Consider the following 19,549-nt stretch of genomic DNA (forward strand, 5'->3'; position numbering starts at 1 on the left):
TCCCAATTTTATGATGGACGACATTTAATCTTTCATATTATGGTTGAAATATAAATACCCCGAGCCAGAGATTCGCCATGCGTCCGTCCCCCTCCCGTCTGTTGCTGCTGCTCCTGATGCTGCTCACCGCCCTGGGGGAAATCTCCACCCAGTTGCTGATTCCCGCGCTCGGCGCCCTGGAGCGCGGTCTGCACGCTGCGCCGGGCAGCAGCCTGCTGGCGCTGTCGCTGTTCGTCGCCGCCTTCGGTCTCGGCCAGCTGCTGCTCGGCCCGCTGTCCGACCGTCTCGGCCGGCGCCCGGTGCTGCTGGCCGGACTCTCGCTGTACCTGCTGGCGAGCCTGGGCATGCTGCTGGCGGAGAACATCCAGACGCTGATCGCCGCCCGTGTGCTGCAGGGCTTCGGCGCCTGCGCCGCGCTGGTGCTGGCGCGCGCCATAGTGCGCGACGTGTGGCAGGCCGAGGCGGGGCCGGCCCTGGCGCTGACGGTACTGGGCATGTTCGTCGCCATCGTCCTGTCGCCGCTGCTCGGCGGTCTGCTGACCCAGTACGGCGGCTGGCGGGCGCCGCTGGTTGCCAGCCTGGTGCTGGGCGGCGTGGCGCTCTTGGCGGTGCTCGGCAGCTACCGCGAGAGCCATTTGCAGCGCGACCCGCAGGCCGGGCGCTTGAGTCGTCTGGCGGGCGACTATTGGGATCTGCTGGGCAGCTGCCGCGCGCTGGCGCTGACCATCGCCATGACCTACGGCGCCATGTTCGTCGTGGTGGCCGGCTCCTCGGCGGTCTATATCGGCCTGCTCGGGCTGAGCGCGGCGCAGTACGGCATGACCTTCGCGGCCATCGTCTCGGGCCTGCTCGGCGGCGCCCTGTTCACCCTGCGCAACGTGCAGCGCCTGGGCCCTCAGCGAGTGGTGGCCATCGGCGTGGCGCTGGTGCTGGCAGGCGCCGCCCTGTCCCTGGCGATCTATGTGCTGTTTGGCCTGTCGCTGCTCGGCCTGTCCCTGCCGCAGGTGCTGGTGACCCTGGGCGGCGGCATGCTGCTGCCGGCGGCGGTGGCCGGCGCGGTGCTTCCCAACCCGCAGCGCGCCGGGCTGGCGGCCGGGCTGATGGGCTTCGCGCAGATGAGCGGGGCGACGGTGAGCGGCCTGTTGCTGGCCTGGCTGCAGGATGGCTCGGCCTGGCCTATGGTTGCCTTGCAAGCCCTGTTCGCCGCGCTGGCGTTCACCGGCTTCCATCTGTTGCGCGCCCGCCCGAGCGCATTTTCTGAGGCAAGGAGAGTTTCGTCATGAGCAGCTACGACGTGGTCATCATCGGCGCCGGCCCCGGCGGCTACAACGCCGCTATCCGCGCCGGCCAACTGGGGCTCAAGGTGGCCTGCGTGGAGGGCCGCGAGACCCTCGGCGGCACCTGCCTGAACGTCGGCTGCATGCCGTCCAAGGCCCTGCTGCATGCCTCCGAGCTGTACGAGGCAGCGGCCGGCGGCGAGCTGAGTGCGCTGGGGGTGGAGGTGACGCCGCAGTTGAACCTGCCGCAGATGATGAAACAGAAGGAAGGCAGCGTCGAAGCCCTGACCAAGGGCGTGGAATTCCTGTTTCGCAAGAACAAGGTGGAGTGGGTCAAGGGCTGGGCGCGCATCGACGGCCCGGGGCGGGTGCAGGTCAAGCTGCACGAGGGCGGCGAACGCCTGCTCGAGACGCAGAACATCGTCATCGCCAGCGGCTCCGAACCGACGCCTTTGCCGGGCGTGGAGATCGACAACCAGCGCATCCTCGATTCCACCGGCGCGCTGTCGCTGCCCGAGGTGCCGGGGCACCTGGTGGTGATCGGCGCCGGGGTGATCGGCCTGGAGCTGGGCTCGGTATGGCGTCGCCTGGGCAGCCGGGTCACCGTGGTGGAATACCTCGAGCGCATCTGCCCCGGGCTGGATGGCGAGACCGCCAAGACCCTGCAGCGCACCCTGGGCAAGCAGGGCATGAGTTTCAAGCTCGGCACCAAGGTCACCGCTGCCAAGACCGGCAAGTCAGGGGTGACCTTGAGCCTGGAGCCGGCCGCCGGCGGCGCGGCGGAAAGCCTGGAAGCCGACTACGTGCTGGTGGCCATCGGCCGCCGCCCCTACACCAAAGGGCTCGGGCTGGAGAGCGTCGGCCTGAGCACCGACCGGCGCGGCATGCTCGCTAACGACAAACATCAGAGCGGCGTGCCCTGCGTGTGGGTGATCGGCGACGTCACCTCCGGGCCGATGCTGGCGCACAAGGCCGAGGACGAGGCGGTGGCCTGCATCGAGCGCATCGCCGGGCATGCGGCCGAGGTCAACTACGGGGTGATCCCCGGGGTGATCTACACCCGCCCTGAGGTGGCCAGCGTCGGCAAGGGCGAGGAGGAGCTGCAGGCCGAAGGCCGCGCCTACAAGGTCGGCAAGTTCCCCTTCAGCGCCAACAGCCGGGCGAAGATCAACCACGAGACCGAAGGCTTCGTGAAGATTCTCGCCGACGCCACTACCGATCAGATTCTCGGCGTGCACATGATCGGCCCGAGCGTCGGCGAGCTGATCGGCGAATACTGCGTGGCCATGGAGTTCTCCGCCTCGGCCGAGGACATCGCCCTGACCTGCCACCCGCACCCGACCCGCTCGGAGGCCGGGCGCCAGGCGGCGATGGGCGTGCACGGCTGGACCATGCAGGCATAGGGGCGCCCTGCGCGTCAGCAGCGCCGAGTGTCCGGCAGGCGCTGCGCGACGCGCGTCCTGCGAGCGTTGTGCGTCGATCAGCCAGCCCGGATTTCATCCGGGCTACGGCGCTCACAGCACGTGATCGAGATTCACCGTTTCGCCCGGCTTGGCATGCAGCTTGGCACGGATATCGGCGAACACCTTGTCGTACTCGTCGTGGCCGCGCATCACCGGGCTGGCGTTGATCGGCAGGCCGTGACGGGCGGCGACGCGGGTGGCGGCGCTGGCGAAGTTGAAGGCGACGTCGCGGTGCAGCTCGAACTCCTCGTCGAAATGCCGGCCCTGCACCTCGCCGACCAGGCGCATATGCAGCATCGGGCCCTGCGCCGGGTCCTGGCGCACCTGGTAGTAGAAGTCGACGGAGAAGGGCGGCGCCAGACGCAGGCTTTCCGGGCGGTCGAGGTTGTCGCGGTGCAGATGGCCTGGGGTGAACATGCTGAACGTCCCTGCAACGTGGCGAGCGGGGTCATGGCCCCGCGCCGGGGTCAGTGGTAGCGGATGCCGTCGCAGTCCAGGCTGATGCGGGTGCCCGAGGTGCCCTGGACGATGGCCTCGATGTTTTCCAGCGAGCCGATCACCGCGGTGCTGCCGGTGTTGCGGGCGAACTCGCAGGCGGCCTGCACCTTGGGCCCCATGGAGCCGGCGGCGAAGCCGAGCTTATCGATCTCGTCGGGGTGGGCGGCGGCAATGGATTTCTGCGTCGGCTTGCCCCAGTCGACATAGGCGGCGTCGACGTCGGTGGCGATCACCAGCAGCTCGCAGGCCAGTTGTTCGGCCAGCAGCGCCGAGCACAGGTCCTTGTCGATCACCGCCTCGACGCCGCGCAGCTTGTTGCCGTCGTACATGGTCGGGATGCCGCCGCCGCCGGCGCAGATCACCACGCTGCCTTTCTCCAGCAGCCACTTGATCGGGCGGATCTCGAAGATGCGCTGTGGCCGTGGGCTGGCCACCACGCGGCGGAACTTGTCGCCGTCCGGGGCGATGCTCCAGCCTTTCTCGGCGGCCAGGCGCTCGGCCTCGGCCTTGTCGTAGACCGGGCCGATCGGCTTGGTCGGCTTCCTGAAGGCCGGGTCGGCGCTGTCCACCTCGACCTGGGTGAGGATGGTGGCGAAGGGCACCTCGAACGGCAGCAGGTTGCCCAGCTCCTGTTCGATCATGTAGCCGATCATGCCTTCGGTCTCGGCGCCGAGCACGTCCAGCGGGTAGGGGTTGCTGGCGTCGTAGGCGGCGCCCTGCAGGGCCAGCAGGCCGACCTGCGGGCCGTTGCCGTGGGCGATCACCAGTTCGTTGCCGGGCGCCACCTTGGCGATCTGCTCGCAGGCGATTCGCACGTTTTCCCGTTGGTTTTCCGCGGTCATGGCTTCGCCGCGGCGAAGCAGGGCGTTGCCGCCCAGGGCGATGACGAGTCGCATGGTGTTCTCCTTGTTCGAGGCCGTAGCCCGGCTTTCATCCGGGCTACGGTTCTAGGGCGTCAGATATCGGCCAGGGTCGAGACCAATATCGCCTTGATGGTGTGCATGCGATTTTCCGCCTGCTCGAAGGCGATGTTGTAGGGCGACTCGAACACGTCCTCGGTGACCTCGATGCCGTTCTTCAGGTGCGGGTACTGCTCGGCGATCTGCTTGCCGACCTTGGTCTCGCTGTTGTGGAAGGCCGGCAGGCAGTGCATGAACTTGGCCCGCGGGTTGCCGGTGGCCTTCATGATGGCCATGTTGACCTGGTAGGGCAGCAGCTCCTGGATGCGTTCGCCCCAGGCCTCGACCGGCTCGCCCATAGACACCCAGACGTCGGTGTGGACGAAGTCCACGCCCTTGACCGCTGCCTTGGCGTCCTCGGTGAGGGTGATGCGTGCGCCGCTTTCCTCGGCGAACTGCTTGCAGGCGGCGACGTGTTCGTCGCTCGGCCACAGCGCCTTGGGCGCGGCGATGCGCACGTCCATGCCCAGTTTGGCGCCGATCAGCAGCAGCGAGTTGCCCATGTTGTTGCGCGCATCACCCAGGTAGGCGTAGCTGATCTCGTGCAGGGCCTTGTCGCTGTGCTCGCGCATGGTCAGCACGTCGGCGAGCATCTGCGTCGGGTGGTATTCGTCGGTCAGGCCGTTGAACACCGGTACGCCGGCGTAGCTGGCCAATTCCTCGACTATTTCCTGCTTGAAGCCGCGGTATTCGATGGCGTCGTACATGCGCCCGAGCACGCGGGCGGTGTCCTTCATCGATTCCTTGTGGCCGATCTGCGAGGAGCCCGGGTCGATATAGGTGACGTTGGCGCCCTGGTCGTAGGCGGCCACCTCGAAGGCGCAGCGGGTGCGGGTGGAGGTCTTCTCGAAGATCAGCGCGATGTTCTTGCGCTTGAGGTGCTGCTGCTCGGTGCCGGTGTACTTGGCGCGCTTGAGGTCGCGCGAGAGGTCGAGCAGGTAGCGCAGCTCACGCGTGCTGTGGTGCATCAGGCTGAGCAGGTTACGGTTGTGCATGTTGAAAGCCATGATTCTTTCTCCTTGTGGGCAGCTGAAAACGGCGCCCGGCGGTGGATGACCGCCGGGGCTGGCTTGTTCAGTAATCGATCGGGTCGCGGATGATCGGGCAGGTCATGCAGTGGCCGCCGCCGCGGCCACGCCCCAGTTCGCTGGCGCTGATGGTCACCACCTCGACGCCGGCCTTGCGCAGCAGGGTGTTGGTGTAGGTGTTGCGGTCGTAGCCGACCACCACGCCCGGCTCCAGGCAGACCACGTTGTTGCCGTCGTCCCACTGCTCGCGCTCGGCCTCGTAGGCGTCGCCGCCGGTTTCCACCACGCGCAGTTTCTTCAGGTTGAGCGATTCGGCGACTACGTCGAGGAAGGACTTGTCCTCGCGGCGCAGGTCGATGCCGCCGGGGCGGCTCTCGTCCGGGCGCAGGACGAAGGGCACGATGGAGTTGGCCACTTCCGGGAAGACGGTCACCAGGTCGCGGTCGCAGAAGCTGAACACGGTGTCCAGGTGCATGGCCGCGCGCGACTTGCCGAGCCCGGCCACCACCACCCGCTCGGCTGCGCCCTTGGCGAACAGCGCCTGGGCGACCTGGCCGATGGCCTGGTGCGAGGTGCGCTCGCCCATGCCGATCAGCACGGTGCCGTTGCCGATCGGCATCACGTCGCCGCCCTCCAGGGTCGCGGCGCCATGATCCTGATCCGGGTCGCCGTACCAGATCTCGAACTGCTCGCCGACGAAGTCCGGGTGGAACTTGTAGATGGCGGTGGTCAGCAGGGTTTCCTGGCGGCGCGCCGGCCAGTACATGGGGTTGAGGGTGACGCCGCCGTAGATCCAGCAGGTGGTGTCGCGGGTGAACTGGGTGTTGGGCAGCGGCGGGAAGACGAAGCTGGACTCGCCCAGGTAGGCGTTGAACATCTTCGCCGCGTCGGAGTCCTTGTGCCTGACCAGGTCGGCGCCGGATACCCCGCCAATGAGGAACTCGGCGATCTTGCGCGGCTCCAGGCCCTCGATAAAGGAACGCACCTCGCCCTGCAGGCCGAGGCCGACGCTGTTGGGGGTGATCTTGCGGTCGAGAATCCACTTCAGCGCTTGGGGATTTCTCACCGTCTCTTCCAGCAGGTTGTGCATCTCCACCACCTCGATGCCGCGCTCGCGCATCTTGGTCATGAAGTCGAAGTGGTCACGTTTGGCCTGGGACACCCAGATCACGTCGTCGAACAGCAGTTCGTCGCAGTTGTTCGGGGTCAGGCGCAGGTGGGCCAGGCCCGGCGAGCAGACCATCACCTTGTGCAGTTTGCCGGCTTCCGAATGGACGCCGAGGGCTTTCTTGGACATATCGAACTCCTTCTCGCTAGAGACTCAGGAAACCGTCGTACAGCCCGTAGGCGGCGATGGCGGCACCGATCAGCACGACGACGAAGATCAGTTTTTCGACGCCGGTGAAGATGGGCTGCCCCAGCTCGCGCTTGGCCTTGGCGAACAGGATCGCGCCTGGGGCATAGAGCAGGGCGGAGAGCAGCAGGTACTGGACGCCGGCGGCATACACCAGCCACACGGCGTAGAGGGTGGAGATCAGGGCGATCAGCAGGTCCTTGTTGCGCTCGCCGCCGGCGGTCTCGTAGGTCTCGCCGCGCCAGGCCAGCAGCAGCGCATAGGCGCTGGACCAGAAGTAGGGCACCAGGATCATCGAGGTGGCCAGGTACAGCAGGCTGAGGTAGGTGGAGGCGTTGAACAGGGTGACGATGAGGAACAGCTGGATCAGCCCATTGGTCAGCCACAGGGCGTTGGCCGGGACGTGGTTGGCGTTCTCCTTGCGCAGGAACTCCGGCATCGTGTGATCTTTGGCCGAGGAGTAGATTATCTCGGCACACAGCAGGGTCCAGGACAGCAGGGCTCCGGCCAGGGATACGAGCAAGCCGATGCTGATCAACTGGGCGCCCCAGGGGCCGACCACCTGCTCCAGCACGCCGGCCATCGACGGGTTCTTCAGCCCGGCCAGTTGGGCCTGGGCCATGATGCCCTGGCTCAGCACGTTGACCAGCACCAGCAGCAGCAGCACGCCGATGAAGCCGATCACCGTGGCCTTGCCGACGTCGCTGCGCTTCTCGGCGCGGGCCGAGAAGATGCTCGCGCCCTCGATGCCGATGAACACCCAGACGGTGACCAGCATCATGTTGCGCACCTGGTCCATCACGCTGCCCAGCTCGGGGTTGCCGCTGCCCCAGAAGTCGTTGGTGAACACGTCGAGCTTGAACGCCACCGCGGCGATGACGATGAACAGCGCCAGTGGCAGCATCTTGGCGATGGTGGTGATGGTGTTGATGAAGGCCGCTTCCTTGATTCCGCGCAGCACCAGGAAGTGCAGCAGCCAGAGCAGTACCGAGGCGCAGATCACCGCCGGCAGGGTGTTGCCTTCGCCGAACACCGGGAAGAAGTAGCCGAGGGTGGAGAACAGCAACACCATGTAGCTGACGTTGCCGATCCAGGCGCTGATCCAGTAGCCCCAGGCCGAGGAGAAGCCCATGTAGTCGCCGAAGCCGGCCTTGGCGTAGGCGTACACCCCGCCGTCGAGCTCGGGCTTGCGGTTGGCCAGGGTCTGGAACACGAAGGCCAGCATCAGCATGCCCACCCCGGTGATCAGCCAGCCGATCAGGGTGGCGCCGGCGCCGGCGCTGGCGGCGATGTTCTGCGGCAGGGAGAAGATCCCGCCGCCGACCATGGAGCCGACCACCAGGGCGATCAGGGCGGCCAGGCGCAGTTTCTGGGTCGAATCGGACATCTCGTTACCTCCATGTCGGGGAGCGACTACGGTATTGAGCGCGTTTGGATGGGCAGCCGTGCTGATCTGCGTCAATCGGGCTGCTGGCAACTGTGCAAGCGCGCTTCCATGCTGGCCATTTACTAGTGAAGAAGAGCACCTGAGGGGCAGGAAGACAGCTCTGCGCCGGGCGTTGTGCGACGCCCGACTGTTGAAACGCTAGTCAGCTTTTATGGCAATGCAAGGACGGCAAAATGAAATTTTTCCCAGCCAGGGCCGGCCAGGGAGAGGGGTGAGCGGGGCGGATGGCCCCGCTGCTGCACTGGCCGGGTAGGCTGGTGCCTGGACTCGAAACGAGCCCGGAGAGGAGGAAACGCGACACCGGGCGGGTAGCCCACTGCAGGCAGCCGTGTCGCGCTTGGCCGCGCCAATTGGCGCGGCCGGTCAGGCGCCTTGGGAAAGCTCCTGGGAGCGGCGCTGGGCCGCTTGCGCCGCCGCTGCGACCAGGCGGCGCAGGGCCTGATCCTGTTCGAAGACGGCGATGGCGGCGGCGGTGGTGCCGTTGGGCGAAGTCACCGCCGTGCGCAGTTCGACGAAATCCGCACCGGCCTGGGTCTGCAGCGAGGCCGCGCCGAAGGCGGTCTGCGCCGCCAGGGTCCTGGCCAGTTCGGGAGTGAGGCCGAGGGCGATACCGGCATCGGCCAGCGCCTCGCTGAACAGGTGGTAGTAGGCCGGGCCGCTGCCGGAGATGGCGGTGACCGCGTCCAGCAGTTCCTCGCGCTCGACCCAGCTGGCGCTGCCGACGGCGCCGAACAGGCGGCCGATCAGCTCGCGCTTGCCGCTATCCAGCTCGGCGTCGTCATACAGGCCGGTGCAGCCAGCGCCGACCAGCACCGGGGTGTTGGGCATGGCGCGTACCACCGGGCAGCGTCCGCGCAGGGCGGCGGTGAGGTTGGCGCAGGTGACGCCGGCGGCCACCGACACCACCACGGCGTGCTGGCACAGGGCGTCGGGCAACTCGCCGAGCACCTGACAGGCATGGCCGGGTTTGGTAGCGACCAGGATCAGATCGAAGGGCTGGGCCGGCACCTGGGTCAGCGCCGGGTAATGGGCGACGGCGGCGTCGGCCGGCGCGTGCGGGTCGACCGCGACCAGGCGCTGGGCCAGGCCGGCCTCGAGCCAGGCCGCACCGATGGCGCTGCCCATGCGGCCGTAGCCGATAAAGAGTACGTTCATGCTGTTCCTTGAAGCCCTTTGGCGGGCGCAGCATGCCCGGGAAAGCTTTCAGGCCGCTTTCCCGGGCAAGGTTTCGGCAAACCCCGGCCGCCTCGCGGCGACCGGGCACGGGCCATCAGCCGATGGTCATCAGGCTGGCGTTGCCGCCGGCTGCCGCGGTGTTGACGCTCAGGGCGTGCTCGATCAGCAGGCGTTCCAGCGGGATATCGGTTTCGCCCTTGTTCAGGCCGTGCACGCTGACGATGGCGCCCTTGCGCTGCGCCGCCTGATGGCAGACCTCGCGCAGCTGGTCGGAATCACCGTGATGCAGGATGGCGTCGAACTCGGCGTCGACCGTACTCCAGTCGGCGACCAGCGCGATGCGCTTCTGCACCTCCTTGGGCAGCTCGGCGTACAGGCTGCGCTGGCTTTCCAGCCACAGCGCATGGCTGCCCACGGCCAGGGTGGCGGCCAGCTGCGCCAGCAGGTCGCCGCGCTCGTCGGCGAGATTCAGCACGCGCTCGCGCGGCAGCAGGGTGTAGCTGTTGCGCTCGCCGGTCGGGCCGCTCAGCAGGTGGCTGCTGTAGCTCTGGGTCAGCCCCAGGTACTGCTCGAACAGCGCGGCAACGGCCGGCTCCTGCTTGGCCGCCCACTCGGCGAAGGCGGCGCGCGCCTTGGCCAGCTCGGCCGGCACGTCCAGCACCTGCACATTGTCGCCGGCCAGCTGCTGGGCCACGGCTTCCTGCGGACGGGTCGACAGCAGGCGGTACAGGTACAGCGGGCCGCCGGCCTTGGGGCCGGTGCCGGACAGGCCTTCGCCGCCGAACGGCTGCACGCCGACCACGGCGCCGACCACGTTGCGGTTGACGTACAGGTTGCCCACCTTGGCGCTGCTGACCACCTGGTTGATGGTCTCGTCGATGCGGGTGTGTACGCCCAGGGTCAGGCCGTAGCCGCTGTCGTTGATCTGCTGCAGCAGCTTGGCCAGGTCGGCGCGCTGGTAGCGCACCACGTGCAGCACCGGGCCGAAGATCTCGCGCTTGAGCTCGTCGAAGCTGTCCAGCTCGATCAGGGTCGGTACCACGAAGGTGCCGCGCTTGAGCTCCTCGGCCTCAAAGCGGGCGCACTGGAACACCTTGCGGCCCTTCTCGCGCAGCTTGGCGATATGGTTGTCGATGTTGTCCTTGGCCTCGTGGTCGATCACCGGGCCGATGTCGGTGTGCAGGCGCTCCGGCGAGCCGACGCGGTACTCGGCCATGGCGCCCTTGAGCATTGCCACCACGCGGTCGGCCACGTCGGCCTGCACGCACAGCACGCGCAGCGCCGAGCAACGCTGGCCGGCGCTGTCGAAGGCGGAGTTGACCACGTCGACCACCACCTGCTCGGCCAGCGCCGAGGAGTCGACGATCATGGCGTTGAGGCCGCCGGTCTCGGCGATCAGCGGAATGCTGCGGCCCTGGGCGTCCAGGCGCCCGGCGATGTTGCGCGCAAGGATGCCGGCCACTTCGGTGGAGCCGGTGAACATCACCCCGCGCACCCGCTCGTCGCCCACCAGGCGGGCGCCGACGGTCTCGCCGCGGCCCGGCAGCAGCTGCACGGCACCGCCGGGGACGCCGGCTTCGAGCAGGATGCGCACGGCTTGCGCGGCGATCAGCGGGGTCTGTTCGGCCGGCTTGGCCAGCACGGTGTTGCCGGCGGCCAGGGCAGCGGCCACCTGGCCGGTGAAGATCGCCAGGGGGAAGTTCCACGGGCTGATGCACACCACCGGGCCCAGCGGGCGGTAGCTGTCATTGCTGAAGCTGCGCGCCTGCGCCGCGTAGTAGCGGAGGAAGTCCACCGCCTCGCGCACTTCGGCGATGGCGTTGGCGAAGGTCTTGCCGGATTCGCGTACCAGCAGGCCCATCAGCTGCTGCATCTCGCCTTCCATCTGGTCGGCGGCGCGCTCCAGCACAGCAGCGCGTTCGGCCGGCTGGGTCGACTGCCAGATCTGCCCGCTGGACTGGGCGCAGAGGATCGCACTCTTGACGTCGGCCTCGCTGGCCTCGTGCACATGGCCGACCAGGTCGCGCTGATCGGCCGGGTTGCGCACCGGCTCGGCCGGGCCCGGATTGGGCGTGTCGCAACCAAGGATCGGGCCGGCGACATAGCTATTGTTGGTCGACGACAGCAGCGCCGAGGACAGCGAGCCCAGGCGGTGTTCGTTGGCCAGGTCGATGCCTTCGGAGTTCAGCCGGGCCTCGCCGTACAGATCGCGCGGCAGCGGGATGCGCGGGTGCGGCAGGCCGAGGGTGCCTTCCTGGGCGGCCATCTGCTCGACCTGCTGCACCGGGTCGAGCACCAGGTCCTTGAGCGAGATGCTGTGGTCGGCGATGCGGTTGACGAAGCTGGTGTTGGCGCCGTTTTCCAGCAGGCGACGCACCAGGTAGGCCAGCAGCGTCTCGTGGCTGCCGACCGGGGCGTAGATGCGGCACGGACGAGCGTACTTGCCGTCCTTGAGCGAGCCGACCACCTGCTCGTAGAGCGGCTCGCCCATGCCGTGCAGGCACTGGAACTCGTACTGGCCCGGGTAGTAGTTCTGCCCGGCGAGCTGGTAGATGGCCGACAGCGAGTGGGCGTTGTGGGTGGCGAACTGCGGGTAGATGGCTTCCGGCACGGCCAGCAGCTTGCGCGCGCAGGCGATGTAGGACACGTCGGTGTACGGCTTGCGGGTGTACACCGGGTAGCCTTCCAGACCGCCCACCTGGGCCAGCTTGATCTCGCTGTCCCAGTAGGCGCCCTTGACCAGGCGGATCATCAGGCGATGGCGGCTGCGCTTGGCCAGGTCGATGACGTAGTCGATCACGTAGGGGCAGCGCTTCTGGTAGGCCTGGATGACGAAGCCGATGCCGTTCCAGCCGGCCAGCTCGGGGGCGAAGCACAGGCGCTCGAGCAGGTCGAGGGAGATTTCCAGGCGGTCGGCTTCCTCGGCGTCGATGTTCAGGCCGATGTCGTACTGCTTGGCCAGCTTGGTCAGGCCGAGCAGGATCGGGAACAGCTCGTCCATCACCCGGTCGTACTGGGCGCGGCTGTAGCGCGGATGCAGCGCCGAGAGCTTGATCGAGATGCCCGGGCCTTCGTAGATGCCGCGGCCGTGGGAGGCCTTGCCGATGGCGTGGATGGCCTGCTCGTAGGAGGCCAGGTAGCGCTTGGCGTCTTCCTCGGTCAGCGCGGCTTCGCCGAGCATGTCGTAGGAGTAGCGGAAGCCCTTGCTTTCCATGCTGCTGGCGTTGGCCAGGGCCTCGCCGATGGTCTCGCCGGTGACGAACTGCTCGCCCATCAGGCGCATGGCCATATCCACGCCCTTGCGGATCACCGGCTCGCCGCTCTTGCCGATCAGGCGGTTGAGCGAGGACGACAGGCCTTCCTCGTTATGGGTGGCGACCAGCTTGCCGGTGATCAGCAGACCCCAGCTGGCGGCGTTGACGAACATCGACGGGCTCTGGCCCAGGTGCTGGCTCCAGTTGCCGTTGGCGATCTTGTCGCGGATCAGGGCGTCGCGGGTGGCCTTGTCCGGGATGCGCAGCAGCGCCTCGGCCAGACACATCAGGGCCACGCCTTCCTGCGACGACAGGGAGAATTCCTGCAGCAGGCCCTGCACCAGGCCCTGGCGGCCACCGGCGCTCTTCTGGTTGCGCAGCTTCTCGGCAATCCCCAAGGCCATCTTGTCGGCCGCTTCGGCCTGCGCCTTGGGCAGACGCGCCTGCTCCAGCAGCATCGGCAGCGCCTCGGTTTCCGGGCGGCGGTAGGCGGCGGTGATGGCGGCGCGCAGCACCGACTGCGGCAGGATGCTCTCGGCGAAGTCGAGGAACACCTGCAGGCCCGCCTCGTTCAGGTGCTCCACCGCCTCCTCGCCGGCGGCAGCGGCCAGGCCGGCGTGCTCGGCGGGGGTCAGGCCACCCTCGATCTGCTCCAGATAATTGAAGATCGCCTGCTTGATCAGCCAGTGCGGGGTGCGGTCGATGGACTGGGCGGCCTGCTTCAGGCGGTCGCGGGTGGCATCGTCGAGTTTTACGCCAAGGGTGGTGGTGGCCATGGGGAGTCCTACTTGTCAGGTGATGCACGGCAAAAAAAGCTGCGGGAGATTAAACCCGCATCCATCTTGGGTGCAACCAGGTGCAACCTTTGATTTCGCTTGGTGCGACGGACGTTGATTCGGGTGTTTGAAATTTGGCCTAAGCCAGGTTTTCAGGGGGCGCGGGATTCGAGGGGGATGCTGTCGCGATGGGCGGTTAGGGCTCGACATGGCTGCGCCTGCTGCGATCTGACTGGCCTCACGTTGCTTGGGTGCAACCGAATTCGCTCGCCTGGAGGGGCAGGGAGGGATGGGTGCTACCCACTCAGGGTAGCCTTGTCAGAGAACTTTGTAGCAGGGCGGAGCCGGTCTCCGATCAGTGGGCGTGTGACGCGCTCAGTAATGGCAGTCCTCGCCCTGGCGCTGGTAGATCAGGCTGTGCTGCCGGCCTTGCGAGTCCAGGTAGACCATGCGTGCCTCGCCCACCTCGCAGCCGTGCGGCAGGCTCTGGCTGATGACCTTGGCCACGTCCAGGTGCATGCCGTAGTGGTAATGCTGCGGTTCGTCGGCGTGGGCCAGGGCAGCGGCGAAGGACAGGGGGAATAACCAGGCGAGATGCTTCATCGTGACCTCGAATCGGCAGCGGCTGGCACGCCGCCGCGAGTGAATAAAAGGGGCCGCGCAGGCGGCCCAGGGACGTCGACGAGGAGCTGGCTGGTCGACGCCGGGAGGAACGGCTCAGCCCTGTTGCTGGGAGGCGTCGGCGGTGCGTTGCGCCTGCTGCTGCGCCGAGCCGGCGTTTTGCTGCAGCTTTGCGTGGTGCTCGACGAAGGCGGAAGATTCCTCGGCCAGGCAGGCCTGGGCGGCGAGCAGGGTGGCGAGGGTCAGGCTGGCGGCAGTGAGAAGCTGTTTCATGGGGCGATCCTCTGGCGGATTCTTCGTGGGTTCGCAGCCATGCTAGTGGCGCGCAGGACCATGAAACAGACAGCGACAGGTGAATGACCTTTACCTGTGACGTAACAATTGCCCGGCCTCCGCCCAGCAGGCCGGGTCGTCCAGCACCGCTTCGTCGGCGGCCAGCAGCGGCGGCAGCTCGGCCTTGAGGAAATCCACCCAGGTGCGCGTCTTGGCGTCGAGAAAGCGCCGCGACGGGTACAGTGCGTAGATGCTCAGGGCACGCAGGCGGTGCTGCGGCAGGATGCGCAGCAGGCGCCCCTCGCGTAGCGGCTGGCTGGCGACGAACGAGGGCAGCAGGCAGAAGCCCATGCCCGCCTGCGCCGCCTTGACCAGCGCCTCGGCGACGTTGACCTGGAAGCTCTCGGCCGGCAGGGCGTCCAGCTGCTCGTCGCCGAAATCCCACTGGCCGCGGTACAGCGGGTCGGTCAGGCGCAGGTAACGGTGCCGTTGCAGATCGCCCGGCTGCTGCGGCACGCCGTGCTCGGCCAGGTAGCTGGGTGCGGCGCACAGCACGCTGTACACCGGGCCCAGGCGCTGCGCCACCAGTTGCGAGTCGGGCAGGTCGCGGGCGAAGGCGATGGTCACGTCGTGGCCGTCTTCCAGCAGGTCCGGGGTGCGCTGGGCCAGGGTCAGTTCCACCACCACCTGCGGATGCCGTTCGGCGTAGCGCGCGATCAGCGGCGTCAGGTGCTTTAGGCCGAGGCCGGTCATGGTGTGCACGCGCAGCCGGCCGCTGGGGGTGAGGTGGGCGCCACGCGCCTCGGCGGCGGCCTCGTCGACCTGGGCGAGAATCTGCCGGCAGCGCTCCAGGTAGCGCTCGCCGGTCTCGGTCAGCGCCAGGCGCCGGGTGGTGCGATGCAGCAGGCGTGCCTGCAGCTGCTGCTCCAGATCGGCGACCAGCCGCGACACCTGCGCGGTGGACAAATCCAGCGCCTGGGCGGCGGCGGTGAAGCTGCCGTCGTCGATCACCCGGACGAACACGCGCATGCTGTGCAAGGTATCCATTGTTGCTCCTGGCGTAAGAGGCCAGGGGATTATGCGCGACTACAGAGCCCCCAGCATCAGCTGCGCGGCCACCGCGAACATCATCGCCGCCACGCCCAGGTCGATCAGCCGCCAGGTCAGCGGTCGCGCCAGCCAGGGCGAGAGCCAGGCGGCGCCGAGGGCCAGGCTGGCGAACCACAGCAGGGACGCGCTGGCGGCGCCGGCGGCATAGGCGCCGGGTACCGGCTGCTGGGCGCCGAGCGAGCCGATCAGCAGCACGGTGTCCAGGTACACGTGCGGGTTGAGCAGGGTCACCGCCAGGGCGGCGAGCAGCACCGCGCGCAGCGAGCGCGGCGGGCTGTCGACGGCCTGCAGCGACTGCGGGCGCGCGGCGCGCAGCAGGGCCTGGCTGCCGTACCAGATCAGAAACGCGGCGCCGCCCCAGCGGGCGATGGCCAGCAGCGTCGGGCTCTGCGCCAGCAGCGCGGCCAGGCCGAACACGCCGGCGGCCACCAGCACGGCGTCGCAGAGGATGCACAGCGCCGCCACCGGCAGGTGATGTTCGCGGCGCAGGCTCTGCGCCAGGACGAAGGCGTTCTGCGCGCCGATGGCCATGATCAGGCCGATGGCCACCAGCAGGCCGTTGCTATAGCTCTGCCACATCACCGGGGCTCCGGCATGGACGCCGCTGCCAGGGCGTGCAGGGTCGACAGCGCCTTCTCGGCCCGTTCGAGGGGCACGAACAGGTGGTCGTGATGAACGCCGGCGATCACGTTGCAGCTGATCCCGGCCTGGGCCAGGGCGGCGGAGAAGGACGCGGTCAGGCCCACCGCCGCCAGCGAGGAGTGCACCTCGAGGGTGATCCAGGCGGCGACGTAGTCGTAGCTCAGGCCATGGGCATCGGCGACTTCGCGCGGCAGCACCAGGCTCAGGCCTTCGCCTTCGCGCATGCTGGCCAGCGGCTGTAGGGCGCTGCAGTCGCGATCGGCGGCGACGCAGCAGAACACGTACTGCCCCGGGTTGAGGTGTGGCGTCATGCTCTGCAGCAGGCGCGCGAGGTTGGTTTCGCCGGACATGGCAGGCTCCTGAAATGGGCTGAGTGCTGGCGAGTCTGGCGGCTGTGGCGGTATAAGAGAAACCAATATTGCTGATCTCTCATTAGGTAAATCGATTGTTCGACTATAAGTTGCTCGCCGCCCTGGCGGCGGTGGTGGAGCAGGCCGGCTTCGACCGTGCGGCGCAGGTGCTGGGCCTGTCGCAGTCGGCCGTGTCGCAACGGATCAAGCTGCTCGAGGCGCGGGTCGGCCAGCCGGTGCTGGTGCGCGCCACGCCGCCGACGCCCACCGAGATCGGCCGTCGCCTGCTCAACCATGTGCAGCAGGTGCGTCTGCTCGAACGCGACCTGCAGGGGCAGGTGCCGGCGCTGGACGAGGCGGCGACCCCGGAGCGCCTGCGTATCGCCCTCAACGCCGACAGCCTGGCGACCTGGTGGGCGGCGGCGGTGGGTGGCTTCTGCGCGCGCCAGCGGCTACTGCTGGAGCTGGTGGTGGAGGACCAGGAGGTCGGCCTCAAGCGCATGCGCGCCGGCGAGGTGGCCGGCTGCGTGTGCGCCGCCGAGCGCCCGGTGGCCGGCGCGCGCAGCCTGGCGCTGGGGGCGATGCGTTATCGCGCGCTGGCCAGCCCGGCCTTCGTCGCCCGGCATTTTGCCGACGGGGTCACGGCCGCGGCGCTGGCGCGGGCGCCGGCCATCGTCTTCGGTCCGGACGATCAGCTGCAGCACCGCTACCTGGCCGAGCTCGGCGTGGCGGGCGGCTTCGCCTACCACCTGTGCCCGTCCTCGGAAGGCTTCGTGCGCCTGACCGAAGGCGGCCTGGGCTGGGGCCTGGTGCCGGAGCTGCAGGTGCGCGGCGAGCTGGCGCGCGGCGCGCTGGTGGAACTGGTGCCCGGGCGTTCTATCGACGTGCCGCTGTACTGGCATCACTGGCGCAACGGCGGCGAGCTGCTGGCCGGGCTCACCGAGCAGCTGCGCCGCGCCGCCGCCGGCGCCCTGGTGCAACAGGGCTAGGCGCGAACCAGGCGGCCGGCCCGGGACAAGCCGGCGGCCTGTCCACGGCGGCGGTACGCCGTGCTAGCTATCGAGACGAATCGGCCCGCAGCCTGGCAGCTGTTCCACGCAGCGCGCGCCGAACAGCTGCGACGGGGTGAAGTAGCCGCCGCGGCCCTGGTAGTCGAGCAGGTGGCGCACCGCCAGCAAGCTGCCGTGCACCGTGACCTCGTAGCCGTTGGCGGTTTGCAGGTGGGCCGTGCGCACGACGCCGGCGGCGTTGCGCACCTCGCCCCACAGCCAGGTGCGCAGGCGCTCGCGGCTGGCCGCGTCGGGGCCTTGCACGCGCCTGTCCACCTGGCGCTTGAGCCAGGCCTGCACGCTGGCCAGGCCGAACAGTGGGCGCAGCGGATCGAGCAGGCGCATGCCGATGGCCAGCGCCTTGGGCGCCGGCAGGTAGACCTCGATATTGCCGATGCCGGTGGAGTGGTAGGCGGTGGCGACGTCGCCCCAGGGAATGGTCACGGCGTCCTTGGCGCCGCGGCCGAAGTCGATGGTACGGCGCCGATAGCCCAGCGGCACGTCGGTGACGATCCCCGCGCGGCGCACCTTGCCGCCCAGGTGCAGGCCTTCCACGGTGGTCTTGGCGGTGCCCGGCGACAGCCCGCTGGCGGTGTCGAAGCCCAGCGCCAGGTGCGTCGCGTCGGGCAGCGCCTGGTGCAGGCAGGCGGCCAGGCAGTCGCTGGGAATCACGTCGAAGCCGACGCCCGGACAGGCCACGATGCCGCGCTCCCGGAATTGTGCGTCGCGGGCGAACGCCGCCTCGAACACCGAGATTTCGCCGGTGATGTCGACATAATGGCTGGCGCTGGTCAGGCAGGCTTCGAGCATCGGCGCGCTGGTGGCGGAGAAGGGCCCGGCGCAGTGGGCCACCACCGCGACGTCGGCCAGGGCCTCGCGTGCCCGTTGCGGCTGCTGGATGTCGAAGATGCGGCAGTCGAGCCCCAGCAGGCTGCCGAGGGCGTGCACCGCCGCCGGGTTGCGGCCGGCGAGGATGGGCCGCAGGCCCTGGCGCTGCGCCTCGGCGGCGAGCAGGTGACCGGTGTAGCCGTTGGCGCCGTAGATCATCCAGTGTTGCTTGGCCATGGGAGCGTCCTGTTGCGTCGATGGGGTGTCGTGCAGGGTAGCCGTTATACCCGCGTCGCGGCGGCGCAGCGCCCATCCATCGGCCTGCGCGGTCGCTGTTCTGGCCGCCGCCGACAGCGCGCAGGCGGCGTGGCGCTGCTAGAGTGCGGCAAACGGCAGCACCACGGGGGAGTGGCGATGAAGATTCTGGTCACCGGCGCGAGCGGATTCATCGGCGGGCGTTTCGCCCGCTTCGCGCTCGAACAGGGCCTGGCGGTGCGGGTCACCGGCCGCCGCGCCGAGGGCGTGCAGCACCTGATCAAACGCGGCGCGGAGTTCGTCCAGGGCGATCTCGGCGACGCCGATCTGGCCCTGGCGCTGTGCCGCGACGTCGAGGCGGTGGTGCACTGCGCCGGCGCGGTGGGGGTGTGGGGCGACTACGCGCATTTCCACCAGGCCAACGTGACGGTCACCGAGAACGTCATCGAGGCCTGCCTGAAGCAGAAGGTGCGGCGCCTGGTGCACCTGTCGTCGCCGTCGATCTATTTCGATGGAAAATCTCATGTCGATGTTCGCGAGGAGCAGGTGCCCAAGCGCTTCTCCGATCACTACGGCAAGACCAAGTACCTGGCCGAGCAGCAGGTGTTCGCCGCCCAGGAGTTCGGCCTCGAGGTGATCGCCCTGCGCCCGCGCTTCGTCACCGGCGCCGGCGACACCAGCATCTTCCCGCGGCTGATCGGCATGCAGCGCAAGGGCCGCCTGGCGATCATCGGCAACGGCCTGAACAAGGTCGACTTCACCAATGTGCACAACCTCAACGACGCCCTGCTCAGCGCCCTGCTGGCCGCCGGCCCGGCGCTGGGCCAGGTGTACAATATCAGCAACGGCGCGCCGGTGCCGCTGTGGGACGTGGTCAATTACGTGCTGCGCCGCCTGGAGCTGCCACCGGTGACCCGCCATGTGCCTTACCCGCTGGCCTACGCCGCCGCCTGCCTCAACGAGGGCGTGTGCAGGCTGCTGCCGGGGCGCCCGGAGCCGAGCCTGTTCCGCCTCGGCGTGGCGGTGATGGCCAGGGATTTCTCGCTGAATATCGACCGCGCGCGGCAGTACCTCGACTATGAGCCCAGGGCCAGCCTGTGGGATGCGCTGGACGAGTTCTGCACCTGGTGGCAGGTGCAGTCGCGCGCCTGATCAAGCGCGGTCGCAGGTCGTCCGGCAGGCGCGGCTT

At 68.5% G+C, this 19,549-nt stretch carries 17 protein-coding genes; 4 read left to right on the forward strand and 13 right to left on the reverse strand.

What is annotated here, in order from left to right; translation table 11 throughout:
* The first annotated feature begins 77 nt into the window (after positions 1 to 77).
* Positions 78 to 1,283 (forward strand): MFS transporter, encoded by a 1,206-nt coding sequence (locus ACW9UL_RS04945; RefSeq protein WP_457789263.1) that lies wholly within the window; start codon positions 78 to 80, stop codon positions 1,281 to 1,283.
* On the forward strand, positions 1,280 to 2,680 hold the full coding sequence (gene lpdA / locus ACW9UL_RS04950; protein WP_457789265.1) for a dihydrolipoyl dehydrogenase: 1,401 nt from the start codon (positions 1,280 to 1,282) through the stop codon (positions 2,678 to 2,680). Before ACW9UL_RS04945 ends, lpdA begins: the two co-directional genes overlap by 4 nt.
* A gap of 111 nt (positions 2,681 to 2,791) precedes the next feature.
* Here the strand turns inward: lpdA and ACW9UL_RS04955 are convergent, their stop codons facing one another.
* The 12 genes from ACW9UL_RS04955 to ACW9UL_RS05010 all read right to left on the reverse strand — a co-directional run bounded on the left by ACW9UL_RS04955 (position 2,792) and on the right by ACW9UL_RS05010 (position 16,228).
* Positions 2,792 to 3,157 carry a DUF5064 family protein gene (locus tag ACW9UL_RS04955; RefSeq protein WP_021443085.1) on the reverse strand — a complete coding sequence of 122 codons (366 nt, stop codon included), beginning with the start codon at positions 3,155 to 3,157 and terminating at the stop codon, positions 2,792 to 2,794.
* Between the two features lie 50 nt (positions 3,158 to 3,207).
* Entirely contained in the window at positions 3,208 to 4,134 is a 927-nt protein-coding gene (gene arcC / locus ACW9UL_RS04960; RefSeq protein WP_457789267.1) for a carbamate kinase, read from the reverse strand.
* 59 nt (positions 4,135 to 4,193) lie between these two features.
* The gene (locus ACW9UL_RS04965; protein WP_021443087.1) at positions 4,194 to 5,204 is read right to left on the reverse strand and encodes an ornithine carbamoyltransferase; all 1,011 of its coding nucleotides are present in this window, start codon (positions 5,202 to 5,204) and stop codon (positions 4,194 to 4,196) included.
* A gap of 67 nt (positions 5,205 to 5,271) precedes the next feature.
* The gene (gene arcA, locus ACW9UL_RS04970; RefSeq protein WP_457789268.1) at positions 5,272 to 6,522 is read right to left on the reverse strand and encodes an arginine deiminase; all 1,251 of its coding nucleotides are present in this window, start codon (positions 6,520 to 6,522) and stop codon (positions 5,272 to 5,274) included.
* Between the two features lie 16 nt (positions 6,523 to 6,538).
* Positions 6,539 to 7,966 (reverse strand): arginine-ornithine antiporter, encoded by a 1,428-nt coding sequence (arcD, locus tag ACW9UL_RS04975; protein ID WP_021443089.1) that lies wholly within the window; start codon positions 7,964 to 7,966, stop codon positions 6,539 to 6,541.
* Positions 7,967 to 8,389: 423 nt separating this feature from the next.
* Entirely contained in the window at positions 8,390 to 9,181 is a 792-nt protein-coding gene (gene proC, locus ACW9UL_RS04980; RefSeq protein WP_457789271.1) for a pyrroline-5-carboxylate reductase, read from the reverse strand.
* A gap of 115 nt (positions 9,182 to 9,296) precedes the next feature.
* Entirely contained in the window at positions 9,297 to 13,232 is a 3,936-nt protein-coding gene (putA, locus tag ACW9UL_RS04985) for a trifunctional transcriptional regulator/proline dehydrogenase/L-glutamate gamma-semialdehyde dehydrogenase (RefSeq protein ID WP_457789273.1), read from the reverse strand.
* A 375-nt stretch (positions 13,233 to 13,607) separates the two neighbouring features.
* Positions 13,608 to 13,835: a DUF2790 domain-containing protein gene (locus ACW9UL_RS04990; protein WP_021444122.1), complete on the reverse strand. Its 228-nt coding sequence runs from the start codon at positions 13,833 to 13,835 to the stop codon at positions 13,608 to 13,610.
* A gap of 114 nt (positions 13,836 to 13,949) precedes the next feature.
* Complete coding sequence (locus ACW9UL_RS04995; protein ID WP_021444121.1) at positions 13,950 to 14,126, reverse strand: hypothetical protein; 177 nt, start codon at positions 14,124 to 14,126, stop codon at positions 13,950 to 13,952.
* 90 nt (positions 14,127 to 14,216) lie between these two features.
* The gene (locus tag ACW9UL_RS05000; protein WP_457789275.1) at positions 14,217 to 15,173 is read right to left on the reverse strand and encodes a LysR family transcriptional regulator; all 957 of its coding nucleotides are present in this window, start codon (positions 15,171 to 15,173) and stop codon (positions 14,217 to 14,219) included.
* A 39-nt stretch (positions 15,174 to 15,212) separates the two neighbouring features.
* Positions 15,213 to 15,815: a LysE/ArgO family amino acid transporter gene (locus ACW9UL_RS05005; RefSeq protein ID WP_122108325.1), complete on the reverse strand. Its 603-nt coding sequence runs from the start codon at positions 15,813 to 15,815 to the stop codon at positions 15,213 to 15,215.
* Complete coding sequence (locus tag ACW9UL_RS05010) at positions 15,815 to 16,228, reverse strand: ACT domain-containing protein (protein WP_397496190.1); 414 nt, start codon at positions 16,226 to 16,228, stop codon at positions 15,815 to 15,817. Before ACW9UL_RS05010 ends, ACW9UL_RS05005 begins: the two co-directional genes overlap by 1 nt.
* A gap of 95 nt (positions 16,229 to 16,323) precedes the next feature.
* On the opposite strand from ACW9UL_RS05010, the gene ACW9UL_RS05015 reads away from it, so the two are divergent.
* The gene (locus ACW9UL_RS05015; protein ID WP_397496191.1) at positions 16,324 to 17,217 is read left to right on the forward strand and encodes a LysR family transcriptional regulator ArgP; all 894 of its coding nucleotides are present in this window, start codon (positions 16,324 to 16,326) and stop codon (positions 17,215 to 17,217) included.
* A 63-nt stretch (positions 17,218 to 17,280) separates the two neighbouring features.
* Here ACW9UL_RS05015 and ACW9UL_RS05020 read toward each other — a convergent pair whose 3' ends face one another.
* A complete protein-coding gene (locus tag ACW9UL_RS05020) occupies positions 17,281 to 18,342 on the reverse strand; it encodes a saccharopine dehydrogenase family protein (RefSeq protein ID WP_457789278.1) in 1,062 nt (353 codons plus the stop codon).
* A 177-nt stretch (positions 18,343 to 18,519) separates the two neighbouring features.
* Here ACW9UL_RS05020 and ACW9UL_RS05025 point away from each other — a divergent pair, with 177 nt between their 5' ends.
* Entirely contained in the window at positions 18,520 to 19,512 is a 993-nt protein-coding gene (locus ACW9UL_RS05025) for an NAD-dependent epimerase/dehydratase family protein (RefSeq protein WP_457789280.1), read from the forward strand.
* The last annotated feature ends 37 nt before the right edge of the window (positions 19,513 to 19,549 follow it).

The sequence above is a fragment of the Pseudomonas sp. PL-6 genome (genome assembly GCF_054110165.1).